The organism is Blautia sp. JLR.GB0024 (assembly GCF_037000545.1).
Classification (GTDB): Bacteria; Bacillota; Clostridia; order Lachnospirales; family Lachnospiraceae; genus Blautia; species Blautia celeris.
In genome coordinates this window covers 204,791-217,169 of the sequence record NZ_JBANBF010000002.1, presented here as the reverse complement: position 1 = coordinate 217,169, position 12,379 = coordinate 204,791, and the positions used below count along the sequence as shown (strand labels likewise).

8 protein-coding genes are annotated in these 12,379 nt (G+C 52.0%); 2 read left to right on the top strand and 6 right to left on the bottom strand.

All coding sequences use genetic code 11. The features are described 5' to 3' along the window. Positions 1 to 5: 5 nt before the first annotated feature. The 6 genes from deoC to V8Q34_RS05115 are packed head-to-tail and all read right to left on the bottom strand — an operon-like array spanning position 6 to position 8,715. Positions 6 to 701 carry a deoxyribose-phosphate aldolase gene (gene deoC / locus V8Q34_RS05140; RefSeq protein WP_256139497.1) on the bottom strand — a complete coding sequence of 232 codons (696 nt, stop codon included), beginning with the start codon at positions 699 to 701 and terminating at the stop codon, positions 6 to 8. Between the two features lies 1 nt (position 702). Next, positions 703 to 2,205, bottom strand: coding sequence for a xylulokinase (locus V8Q34_RS05135; protein WP_335834972.1), 1,503 nt, complete (start codon positions 2,203 to 2,205; stop codon positions 703 to 705). Between the two features lie 29 nt (positions 2,206 to 2,234). Further along, a complete protein-coding gene (locus tag V8Q34_RS05130) occupies positions 2,235 to 5,366 on the bottom strand; it encodes a hypothetical protein (RefSeq protein WP_335834971.1) in 3,132 nt (1,043 codons plus the stop codon). A gap of 11 nt (positions 5,367 to 5,377) precedes the next feature. Continuing rightward, complete coding sequence (locus V8Q34_RS05125; protein WP_335834970.1) at positions 5,378 to 6,796, bottom strand: L-fucose/L-arabinose isomerase family protein; 1,419 nt, start codon at positions 6,794 to 6,796, stop codon at positions 5,378 to 5,380. Then, positions 6,783 to 7,679 carry a D-psicose 3-epimerase gene (locus V8Q34_RS05120; RefSeq protein ID WP_335834969.1) on the bottom strand — a complete coding sequence of 299 codons (897 nt, stop codon included), beginning with the start codon at positions 7,677 to 7,679 and terminating at the stop codon, positions 6,783 to 6,785. Before V8Q34_RS05120 ends, V8Q34_RS05125 begins: the two co-directional genes overlap by 14 nt. A 16-nt stretch (positions 7,680 to 7,695) precedes the next feature. Beyond that, positions 7,696 to 8,715: a Gfo/Idh/MocA family oxidoreductase gene (locus V8Q34_RS05115; RefSeq protein ID WP_335834968.1), complete on the bottom strand. Its 1,020-nt coding sequence runs from the start codon at positions 8,713 to 8,715 to the stop codon at positions 7,696 to 7,698. Between the two features lie 155 nt (positions 8,716 to 8,870). Here V8Q34_RS05115 and V8Q34_RS05110 point away from each other — a divergent pair, with 155 nt between their 5' ends. Continuing rightward, positions 8,871 to 10,460 (top strand): response regulator transcription factor, encoded by a 1,590-nt coding sequence (locus tag V8Q34_RS05110; protein WP_158587242.1) that lies wholly within the window; start codon positions 8,871 to 8,873, stop codon positions 10,458 to 10,460. A 14-nt stretch (positions 10,461 to 10,474) separates the two neighbouring features. Then, positions 10,475 to 12,322: a cache domain-containing sensor histidine kinase gene (locus V8Q34_RS05105; protein ID WP_335834967.1), complete on the top strand. Its 1,848-nt coding sequence runs from the start codon at positions 10,475 to 10,477 to the stop codon at positions 12,320 to 12,322. Positions 12,323 to 12,379 lie beyond the last annotated feature (57 nt).

The following is a 12,379-nucleotide window of genomic DNA, read 5'->3' as shown; positions in this document are numbered from 1 at the left end:
TCCTCTCAGTTTTCTGCCGCAATCCGTTCTCTCAGCTCCTCCACGATCTTCACACCTGCACTGGTCCCGATTCGTTCCGCTCCGGCCTCGATCATGGTAAGGGCAGTATCCAGATCCCTGATTCCTCCGGCTGCCTTTACTTTTATCTCATCACCGACCAGGGATTTCATCAGACGCACATCCTCCGCTGTGGCTCCCCCTGTACCGAATCCGGTAGATGTCTTGATAAAGTCGGGTTTTACCTCCAGGGCGATCTTACAGAGAATCTCCTTCTCCTCTTGGGTCAGATAACAATTTTCAAAAATCACTTTGGATAACACGCCCGCTTTCCGGCAGATTTCCACAATGCTCTCCATCTCCCTGCGGATATAGTCCAGATTCCTGTTCTTCAGCTCCACAAGATTGACAACATAGTCGATCTCATCCGCGCCTTCCCGGATAGCTGTCTCCGTCTCAAATACTTTCGTTTCGATGGTTGTCTGGCCCAGAGGAAAACTTATGGCTGCGCCCACATGCACATCGCTGTCTTTAAGGAACTCCCTGCATTTTTTTACCGGCGCTGAATTGATCGCCACCATCTTAAAATCATACGCTGCGCTCTCCTTGCAAAACGCCTGGAAATCCTCGTCGCTCACATATGCTTTTAACAGTGTCTGGTCAATCATTTTTGCAAGTTTCTGTGGTGTAAGATTATTTTTCATGTCATTCTCCTCTTTCCTTCTCTCCGAAAGCCCCCAGGGCCTCCAGTAGGTTTACATAAATTTCTTTGTTTTTCTGATATATCTCATATCTCTCTTTATCCGGAAGATATACCTCTTCTCTCAGAGGCGCCTTCATGACGGCTTTTAAATCCCCAAGCAGTCCTGTACCGTAAGCCGCCAGCATGGCACTGGCGTACACTGCCGTATCCGCTTCCTGCAGGGGCCGGTAAGGTATCCCCAGTGCGTCTGCCTTTATCTGGCTGAAGACTGCACTTCTGGCGCCTCCCCCGGCTCCGTAAATATACTTGGGTGAGATCTGTGGATTCTGCCTCTTCAAAATGGAATAATAGTACGCGTATTCATATGCGATACTCTCCATAATACTCCGGTACATATGAGCTCCGGTGTGATGAAAAGAAAGCCCCCAGTATGCGCCTCTCACCCCGGGATCATTTGGACAGGTACGGCCAGAAAAATGCGGTACGAAATATAACCCGCCGCTGCCTGCCTCCAGCCTTTCGGCCTGTTTGTTCCAATATTCATAATCCCTGCCGTTCTGTTCCAGAAACCACCGCAGGCAGAGTCCTCCGCCTCCGATATATGCCAGGGGCGTGTAAAGCCCGTCTATCACCGACCTGGAAAACAGTATGGTCTTCGTCTCCAGATCCGGCGTAAAGCGGTCCGTGCTGCAGGAAAAAATGGAAGCAGTCCCGGCCACATCATAAATCATGTCCTTTTCCACGATCCCCGCACCTAGAGCGGAAGCCGCAGAATCCCCGCATCCGGCCACCACCCTTGTCCAGCTTGTGAGACCGCAGGCCTTTGCCGCCTGCTCGGTCAGCCTGCCCACCTCGGTCCAGGGGCTTACGATCCGGGGCATCTTATCCTTCTCTATGCCGAACTCCGAGAGCAGCCCCTCATCCCAGACTTTCCTCCTGTTATCCGCAAATCCGGAGAAATGCAGATGGGTATAATCGATCCACGCCTGCTCCGCCTTCAGTCCGCACAGCTTTCCGGACACAAAGACCCCGGGCAGGACGAACTTGGCAGCTTTCTCATACTCTGCCGGCCTTTCTGCTTTTCTCCATAATATCTTCGGACCGTGTGTGTAAGTGACCGGACCCCCGGTCCGGCGGATGACCTCATCCCCGGCCCGGTTTATCATTGTATGGATATACGGTTCACACCGGGTATCCAGCCAGGAATCATAAGGGCCAACCGCTTCAAAGTCAGCATCCACTGCCATGATGCCCGCCATCTGCGCGTCGATTCCCATGGCAGCCACCTGTTTTGGCGGGACACCGCTCTTTTTCATCAGCGCGTTTACAGTCCGCAGAACGGAACCATAGATATCCTCAGCGTTCTGGCAGACCTCCCCGGGTCCGCCGTATATAAGATTTGACTTCTCAAAGGCCTCCGACATTTTCTTTCCGTCCAGGGAAAAAAGGGCAGCCTTTGTTCCCTGTGTTCCGATGTCTATACCAACCGCATACTGTAACTTCATATGTCATCCTTTCCCGCATTTTGGTTCCTTCAATATATTAGTTCAGGGGTCACAAGGATTCCCAGCTCCTTCAGCATATACTCATCGCTCCAGCGGTCATTTTTCGTCCTCCAGGAACAGGAGGCGAACCAGGAATAGTTCCTGTCGCAGTTGTGGAGCTGCCCAAAGGTGTGGTAACGGTTTCCGAATGCTGTGATCTCCAGCAGATGCTCCCCTGCCTCCAGATTACCCAAATCCACCTCATAGGGGGCAAAGGCAATACTTCCCGTACGTTTTCCATCGACTGCAGCAACCAGAAGCGGTCCGCTGAAATACTGGGCTCTCAGGCGCATATGGCCTCCAGGAGCTGTAAACTTACATCGGTATGTAAGGTTCCCTCCGTAAAAGGGCATGCCCTGGCGGGTCAGATCACCGAATACCACCTTTTCGGGCACCGGGATGATTCGTTTTTCTTTTCCGAATACTTCCACCCCGAAATCCCCCAGCAGATAGCAATTTTCCACATTGGCCTTTTCCCCGTAGGGCATCCTCAGCTCTATGGTGTTGGTTCCCCGGCGAAGCGGTGGTATCTTCACCACCTCTATGGCTTCATCGGTAAACCATCCGGAAGATTCTTCTTTCACCAGGCTGCCGTTCACATAGATCTCTGTTTTGTCCCGGCTCTCAAGGGCAAGGCTTGCCCATGTATCGGTAAGGGAATCTACGGCAAACCGGAGAGAGAGTACATTGGGGAATCCCTTTTCATCCTTCACGGTCCAGGGCTGCGCCCCTGCCTCCTCTTTTGGCGGATAGCCAAAACGTCTGCGGCAGATATTGTCAAGTTTCAGAATATCCTCCTCCGGCTGCCATGGTTCCCGGTCGATCCTGTATTCCGCTTTGTCAAGAAGCAGCACATTCGGCTCCTCTCTTATCACCTCGAAAGGCTGAGTCAGCCGGATCCTGCTGGACGGTTCCCTTATCTCCACCGCGTTCCCGCTGCACTGCTGTTGCTCTGCAGCCGGAGTCAGCCGGATCAGCAGGCTGTCATGCACGCCCAGTCTCCATTCTGCTCTGGTCTGTCCGTTTCGGTGTGTACACTTCAGTTTTTCTGTCTCTCCTGTCATGGCATCATAAACCGTCAGGTCATATTCCCCCTGTATCCGCAGGTGTATGTTCTCCACATAAGGGTAATCCTCACAGTCCACCATGCTCCAAAAGGTATCCCGCACTTTCTCATATCCATGTGCCAGGAACAGCCATCTGCCGTCCTCATCCTGCCTCATCTGATATACCAGATTGTCCGCTCTTCCGCCGCTGTCCAGAAGCACATCCACATCGCGCCATGGTTCCAGACATTTGAGGACTGCCCCTTTTTCAAAGGTCAGCACCTCACACTTTCCGGCAAGCTCCCTTACCTTTTCGGAGAATACACCGTCCATGCAGACGGGCGCTTCCCCCAGGATCACCACTTTGCCTCCGCTGCCGGCAAAAGCCAGAAGGCGGTCCACCGTGCTCTCCCGCAGCGTGATACAGCCCGGAACCAGGATTACCTGATAACGCATTTCCCCCATACAAAAGCCCCGGCTGTCAAACGCGCCGTTCGTCTCTTCCGCCAGAAGCGCTTCACTGATATAATCAAAATCCATCTGACCGAAGGTGAGCCATCCGCACAAATCTCTGTACTGGTTTTCCAAGGCTTCCTGCTTTTCGTAGGTCTGGTCATAAGGTCCGAAAGTCATCCAGAAGGATTCCACGGGATGTATGACACCGACTTTTACCTGCGGCCTCCCGCTTGTCAGAGCCGCATTGACACGTCCGAAATAATTTTCGATCAGGGGGTATTCCTTATACCAGGGTGACTGATAGTTTATGGATGCCGGATAATCCCTCTTGGCCTCCCCCTCCATGGAGAGCCAGCTCACATGGTGCACTCTCACGGCAATGCCCAGGGCTGCCTGCCAGTCTCCCGACATTTTGTGTCCCCGGAAATCAAAATCCCAGTTTGTCACCCCGTATGTCTCACTCAGAGCACCGAAACGCCCGAACTGCCGTGAAACACTCTGGGCCATTTTTGCGGTGGGATAATCCCGCTGGTCTGACAGCACATCGTGGCCCGGCAGATGAAAATGCCGCAAGGACCTCATAGTCTCCCCTGTGAACACGGTCTGGGAGCGGAGTGTCTCCTCCCCCTTCATGTGTCCTGTCAGTGCCAGGTTGTGATTTTCGCACCAGCTTCCCACATTTGCCGCGTACGCTTCCACAAAACGGTCTGTCAGATGGTTGATATACTGATATCGGAAGGTGGCCGCCGTGTCTTTTCCCTTTTCCCATATAACCTCGGGCAGATGTTCAAGGAGCGAAGCCCCGTATGCAGTCTGAAAGCTCTCATCAAAATCATCGGTGAAGGGCAGACGGACAGGCTTTTTCTCCTCCGCGAAATTCAGGTTCTCCATCTCCGCAAACTGCGGCTCATCTGTAAATATGGCAGGGATACTCTTTCCAAAGTCAGCCCCCACTTTCTCATAATACCGCTCATGGGTGATGTGGATAAAACGGTCAAGAGCAGGCTTATCCAGGGTATTGACATAGGACTGGTTGTTCCACCAGGAAGATTTCTCATCAACTGTCAGGTAGGCGTACCATATAGTTTCCCCGTCCCCGCACCGGATACTCTCCTCCTGCTCTGCCACATATCCCTCCAGATATCCCATGGTGAGCCGCACCCTGTATGCCATGACAAAGTATCCTTTAGGTTCCTCCCCCTGACGGCACTTTCTCTGGAATGTCTCCCTGTCCTTCTCGTATCCGTCCTGCCTGCATGGCGTAAACAGAAGATACCGCTCTCTGTACTGGATATCCTTTGTCACATAGCCGCCGCCGAATCCCGATGCGTACCTGTCCTCATCATAGAGCCAGCAGAGCATATCCTTCTGCTTTGCCGTCTCATTGCAGTCTGACACCATGTCCATGAACTCGTCGCCCAGATATTCCGTATTCATACCTGTACGGCAGTGCATGTGAAAACCACCCATTCCCATTTCTTTAAAATATCCAATCTGTTTCCTCAGATTTTCCTTTTTCAGGGTACAGTTCCACGCCCAGAACGGCGTCCCCCTGAACCGGGCCGGAGGATTCCTGAAATCCTCCTCCCGCATCTTCTCAGGTCTGTGCTCTAAATACACGGTGCCACCTCCTATTGTAATATCTGTACATCCATGTTAAGCAGCCTGGCTGTCAGCTTCAGGGCCTCCGCACAGTCCCCGTACACACCGTGGATATGGTTGCAGGGGAACTTCTCCAGGAATTCATCCGCGGTCACCTGAAGCCTTGTGAAGGCTACCGGCCAGGCCGGGGTGGTGGTGTTTCCCATAGCAGTCATCTTTTCCTTGTCAAATTCCACGATCTCGGCAGGTACAATAGTCATCACGTATTTTCCGTTCTTCCTGGCAAGCCTTGCAAGCGTCACCCTGCCTGCATGTGCAAAATGATGTACGCTGGCGCCGCCTGCGGGATAATAATGCGTCTCCGGGCAGAAGGTCACGTGCTTTAAGTTCTCCGCCGGATCCATGGATGCACCTGCAAAGTATGTGGCATGGGTGCCTGAGTTGGAGAAGAACCACACGTCATTCTCCTTGTCATAGTGGCGCACATCCGCGAAAAGAACCGGTTTCCCTGTGAGCAGTTTGAATAGCTGCATGGTCAGAGCGCCGTCCATATCCGACTCCGTGGCAGCCACGATAGGCTCCTTTGGCCCGTCAAAATCATACGGGTCATTTAAGAATGCCTCCGCGATATCCATGGTGATATAGCGGTCTGTCAGGTCCCCGTGCGCTTTGATGCCCACAAAATCCAGGCCTCTGTCCGCAATGATCTTCCGCAGTCCGTAGTAGGAGCGGATCTGCAGCTTCAGCTTCTCAGGTGTCAGGCCGATGCCGTCATACGCAATGCTTCCCACATTGGATTCCAGCCACGCAAAGGCATGCTCCACCTTTTCCTCCGCCACGGTCTCTCCTGCCCGGATGATGTCATCCTGCTCCACATTCTCCACATCGATCCCGAATTCTTTCTGCCACTGCTCCAGATTCGCCACGGCTGTGTACATGCCCAGGGGACGTCCGCCGAAGTTGCCGAACGTCATTCCCTTCAGTCTTTTGACAGCAGCTGCTGCCTTCAGGAAATCCACCATTTTTCCCAGAACCTCCGGCTCATTAATAGAACCCCACAGCTTCTGGAATTTTACATTTAACTGTTCCAGAGTTCCCGCTGCCGCCATCATTCCCACCATACCGCACTCAGAGGGATGGAGGTTGCAGAACAGCAGATAAGGGCCCGGGGCAAAATTCAGAGCCACTGCGGTAAACTGCGGATAACACCAGATTGTATAATTGAAGATCGTCGCCTCCACACCTGCCCTCTGCAGCTTCTTGGCCTCCCTTTTTGCCTCCTCATTGCTGTGCACAGGCACATCCCCTGCTGTCACCTCGAAAAGGCCCGTGGATTCCAGAGCCTCCTTGATCTCTCTCTGGTAATCCATATTTAACTGTGCGTATTCCTCATGCAGATATTCCCTGCCGTCTGACATGGTCAAAAGACCTACTTTAATTTTTTCCATCCTGATCTCCTCCTGATCTTAATTTTTCTCTGATAAATGTCAATGCCTCTTCTGCCATCTCATCCATCTGTACCTCGGAAGCATTTCCGCTCTGGTCACGGTATATTTTGATATCCTTTCCCACCTGTCCGCCCGGGCGCACAAAGGGTTCCATGACGATTTTCCCCCGGTAATCTATGTCTCTTAACCCCCGGATCAAATCGTCCCAGTCCATATGTCCCCTGCCGGGAACCTTGCGATTGCATTCCCCTATATGGAAATGTCCCAGAAGCTCTCCTGCCGTCTTTATCGCCTCGGAGAAGGAATCCTCCTCAATGTTCATATGGAAGCAGTCAAGGAGCAGCTTTACCTTTGGACTGTCCAGCTCACGGACAAAGTTCGCACCCTCGGCGGCTGTATTGAGCAGATACTGCTCATAACGGTTCACGATCTCCAGGCAGTAATTGATATCATATTCCTCTGCCATACGGGACAGTTCCCGCAGGGAGTCCAGGCTTCTCTCTCTGGCCTTCTGCTTATAGTCATATGTGACCGTACCGCCCGGCCAGCAGGAGTAAATGATACCGCCCAGCGTATCACCGCCCATCTGGCGAATACATTTTAACAGTTCTCCCACATACCGGATTCCCGATGCTCTGACAGATGCGTCCTCACAGGCCAGGTCATACTGAGGGGGAAGGCCGATACAGTAGGTGAGGTCGATCCCCGCATCCTCTGCCCTGGATGCAATCTCCCTTCTCTGCGCTGCTGTCATGTCCGGCAGGCATCCCGCTGCCAGCTCCAGCACATCAAAGCCCAGCTTTTTGGCCTTCTCAATATATCTGCAGTAATCTGCCTCCCATTCCTTCTCCCAGAAGGCAAAATAAATTCCTATCTTGTTCATACCTGCATCCTCCCTGTTATAATGTGATGATCTTGCCGGAGGTGATCGAAAGATTTCCCGCGTTCACTACCTTCACTGCCATCTTGCCGTCATGCCCTGTCACCTTAGGCTCCCTGTCTGTGAGGATACAGTCCACAAAATCCATATCCTCCTCCAGATAGGCATCCTTGAACAGGAACTTCCAGCTGTTGGTAAAAGATTCGTATCTGTGCATATCACTGCGGCACACCGTAATGGGCCTTTCCTGTGTCTTTCCCAGGAAAATGCATCCCCTGGTCCCCAGGATCTCCACCCTGGCATCATAGCCGTACAAAACGCCCTGTGCTCCGTCTATCATACCCTGCATACCGTTTTCAAACCCTGCGGACAGGATGACATTGTCGTAGAAATCCGGGAATTCCGCTCTCGCGTCCGGGCAGCGGTAATTGCCGCCCATGGCATAGACCGTCTTGAACTCACTTCCCGTAAACCAGCGCAGGGTGTCAATATCATGGCTGTTCACCTCCGCCAGAGGGCCGTTGCTCTTGCTGATGTCATACATCCAGGGCTTCGGTATGCTGGGACCTCTGGTATTGGACCGGACCATGACAACATCGCCGATATCCCCTGCGTCCACAACGCTTCTGGCCTCCATAAAGGCACTGTCGAACCGCCTCATAAAGGCCACCTGGAGCTTCACATGGTATCTGGCAGCGGCCTCCTCCATAATCTCACACTCCTCCACCGTCATCGCCATGGGTTTCTCACAGAGGATATGTTTTCCCGCCCTGGCTGCCTCCACGGCAATCTCACAGTGGTATTTGGTGGGAGTGACGATGATCACCGCGTCAATCTCCTCGTCCTTCAGCAGTTCCCTGTAGTCCTCATATCCTTTCTCTATCTCCAGTTCCTGAAGCGCTGCCTGCACATTTTCCCTGCAGGGGTCCGCCACTGCGGTCAGCGCTGCATTCGGCACAGCGGCCCTGAAATTTCTGGCATGGATCATTCCTGCCCTGCCTGCGCCTATCAAACCTAAACTGACTTTTCCGTTTTTCATTGTATTTACTCCTGTCTTCCTATTTATTTCCTTTGTTTTAACGCTTGTTATTTTCCCGATTCTTGATATACTAAAGATATCACGCAGCCATGCAGGTCTATCCCCGCATGGCTGCCATATCATTTCTGAGAAAAGAAATACGGGGGAATTTACACATGTATAAGGTACTGATCGCTGAGGATGAGATGCTGGTGCGGACCGGCATACGCGCATCCATCGACTGGGAAAAATTCAATATGTATGTAGTGGATGAGGCAGCCGACGGGCAGACTGCCTGGGAGCTTTACCGGAAGCATCAGCCCGATCTGGTGCTCACTGACATTAAAATGCCCTTTATGGACGGCATTGAACTTATCCGCAAAATCCGTGACACCGGGAGCCCCACGGAGATCATTATTCTGTCCTGTCTGGACGACTTTTCCCTGGCAAGGGAGGCGATTCGGCTTGGTGTCAGCGGCTATATCCTGAAACTCACCATGACCACAGAGGAAATGGAGGAGGTTCTGGAAAACGCCTGTCAGACTCTTGATAAAGTCACAAAAACCAAAGGCAGTTCCGTGGCTCCCGTCAATCTCTATGATGTCCTGGAACACAGTCTGCTGAGCCATCTTACATACAATGTCCCTTCCCTGTCCGAGTGCCTGTCCACCCTGAGGGAATATTCTGTCACCATCCATCCCCATGACCTGGTAACCGCACTGATGGTGGTTGACCAGTACGAACAGCTCCAGGACTTATACCAGGACAGCCACGGACAGCTTATACAGTTCTCTCTTTTGAATATCATCAACGAGATCCTGGCAAAAAGCGGTTCCGGACTTGTGGTCCATGTCTCAGGTTCCCGCTATCTGCTTCTCTTCCACAACGAGAAAGAGACGCGTTCCTTCCATCTGATCTCAGGGGTGCTGAGTGAGATCATGACAGTTTTGAAAAACTATTTTAATGTGACGCCGCATTTTTGTATCAGCGAGATGACACAGGACCTTTCCCGGCTGCGGGTGCTGTATCAGCAGTGCCTTCTGCTGGATGAACAGGAATTCTTTCTCTTTCCCGGCTCAGTGAACCACTATGACAGTTCCTGGAAGACTTCCCTGTGCCAGACACTGCTGACACGGACCAGACATACACTGAACGCCTTTATGGACCCGGGGTTCACCTCCGGTTTCCTTTTACAGCCCCTGGAGGAGCAGTTAAAGAAAGAATTCTCATCCAAAGCTGTGCTGAACATCTTCTACGACAGCTATATCGTCTACCTGCACAACCAGGGTCCCGGTGACGGCGACTCCTATCTGTGGGTGCGCGATTTTCTGCAGGCGCTCTCTGCCTGCAAGAATTATTACGAGATGCTGGAACAGTTTGTGGCACACGCGCAGAAGCTGGAAAAACTGTCCCGGGAACGTATGTCCTGCAGCCGGGAAATCCTCCAGGCACTGCAGTTCCTTCAGAATAATTACCACCGTCAGATCACCCTGAACGAAGTCTCCGGCCTTGTGGGACTGAGCCCCAATTACTTCAGCAGCATCTTCAAAAAAGAACTGGGGACTTCCTTTTTAGAGTATCTGAACCGTTACCGCATAGAAAAATCCATGAAGCTTCTGCAGAATACTTCCATGAAATCCTATGAGATCGCCTACGCATGCGGCTTTTCCGATGAGGGATATTATGGAAAGACCTTCAAGAAGTTCACCGGCAAGACACCCAATGAATACAAAAAGTCCTGTGTTTTCACCACATCCAATGAGTAAAGGAGTACCTGTCCATGTTCCGACTGCTGAAAGACAAAGCCATCAGCCTGAAGCTGAAATCAAAACTGATCCTGTCCTTTATGCTCACCAGTGTTTTTATCCTTCTGCTGTTTGCCCTGTTTTTTTACCGCTATACATCCACCACGCTTCTGCAGCAGTCGGAAAAAGCCACACTCAGTTCTCTGTCCCAGCTTGAGGTCAATCTGACCACTGTGCTGAATACGGTCAATACTGTGAGCAGGAACATCCTGGTATCCTCCTACTTCTCAGAGGAAATGAAGCTGGACCAGATCAGCTCCCCGGACGATGTCCAGTTCATCAACGATGTGTACGACTACTTTTCCGAGATGATGACAAGCTACGACTACATACATTCCATTGTCTATTACGGTGACAACGGCCTCATCATCGGTTCCAGCGATAATAAAAATTATTTTAATTTTGACAGCAGCCTGACCGGTTCTTTCTATGAGACCCAACTGAAAAAGGACCTGGAGGAGAAAGGCGGGCCGATCGTATGCGGCGGCCTGCGATACAGCGATTTCTTCGGAGGAACGTATTCCTCTAAAATGGACACCCGCTACATCACTCTGGGCAGAAGGCTTCAGACTGCGGGACAGACCTCCGGCTATGTAGTCATCAATATCCGCGAGTCCTACCTCCGTTCCCTGTATCACGATGACAAGAAAAACGTATCAGGAGAAAGCCTGCTGCTGGATGCCCACGACCTTGTCATCTCCGCTGAGAACAAGGAACTGATCGGCACAAAAGCCGTGACCAGTCCGCTGGATACGGACAATACCGTGCATCTTACCCTGTCTCTGGGGGACAACAATCTTCTGAACAAGAACAATCAGATCATCTATTATCCCTATGAGCATTACGGGCTTTCCATTGTCTATGAGATGCCCTTTGAGATCCTGTTCGAGAATATCCATCAGTTAAAGGTCATGATCATCACTCTGCTGGCCGTGTTCCTGGTCCTGGCTCTGATCATCAGCATGTTCTGGATATACGCCATCACCAAACCGCTCAACAGCCTGATCGCTGCCATGAAGACCATGGGAAGCGGGCAGATCGGGGTCAGAATGGAGGCTGCCAAATCCTCGGACTTTAAATTCCTGACAGACCAGTTCAACCAGATGTCCCGGAACATCCAGCATCTGATAGATGAAAATGAGATCATACAGGAGGAACGCCACGAACTGGCAGTACAGAACCTGCAGAACCAACTCAGCCCCCATTTTCTCTACAATACTCTGAACACGATCAAATGGATGGCTATCGTCAGCAAGGCCACAAATGTGGCTGACTGTGTGACCGCTCTGGGCAATCTGCTGCAGCCTCTGTTCCGAAACACCAAGACCACCTGGCCCCTCAGCGATGAACTGAACTATCTGAAAAACTACCTGCGCATCATGAATTACCGGACAGGAACACCTATTGATTTTACGTCGGAAATCGATCCCTCCATCCTGCCCTGCCTGATGCCGAAATTCATCCTGCAGCCACTGCTGGAGAACGCCATATCCCATCAGAATCCATCCCCGGAGGTAAAGAACACCATCACCCTTACCGGGCACAGGGAGGACAACACAATCTTCCTTGTCCTCACCGACAACGGCCTCGGCATCGATCCGGACAGACTGCAGGTTCTTCAGGAACTTCTGGCCTCCAATGAGGACTGCACCAAACCCCTGGACCGGGCCTCCCTGCCCCAGGGCATCGGTATCGGTATCCTGAACACCAACCGCCGCATCAAACTCCAGTACGGCAATGCCTGCGGGCTTACCGTTGCATCTGCTCCGGGACGCGGGACTTCTGTCACACTGACTCTTGTAAATGTTACCGAAAGGGTATAAAAAGGCGCCGCCCGTACCGGAGTGTGTCAAAGCACACTCCCGGGCAGCGCCTTCTCC

Excerpts from the sequence above, each read along its gene's own strand:
- V8Q34_RS05125 (WP_335834970.1), bottom strand. The coding sequence starts at position 6,796 with ATGGAAAAAATTAAAGTAGGTCTTTTGACCATGTCAGACGGCAGGGAA.
- V8Q34_RS05120 (WP_335834969.1), bottom strand. The coding sequence starts at position 7,679 with ATGAACAAGATAGGAATTTATTTTGCCTTCTGGGAGAAGGAATGGGAG.
- V8Q34_RS05105 (WP_335834967.1), top strand. The coding sequence starts at position 10,475 with ATGTTCCGACTGCTGAAAGACAAAGCCATCAGCCTGAAGCTGAAATCA.
- V8Q34_RS05135 (WP_335834972.1), bottom strand. The coding sequence starts at position 2,205 with ATGAAGTTACAGTATGCGGTTGGTATAGACATCGGAACACAGGGAACA.
- V8Q34_RS05115 (WP_335834968.1), bottom strand. The coding sequence starts at position 8,715 with ATGAAAAACGGAAAAGTCAGTTTAGGTTTGATAGGCGCAGGCAGGGCA.
- V8Q34_RS05110 (WP_158587242.1), top strand. The coding sequence starts at position 8,871 with ATGTATAAGGTACTGATCGCTGAGGATGAGATGCTGGTGCGGACCGGC.
- deoC (WP_256139497.1), bottom strand. The coding sequence starts at position 701 with ATGAAAAATAATCTTACACCACAGAAACTTGCAAAAATGATTGACCAG.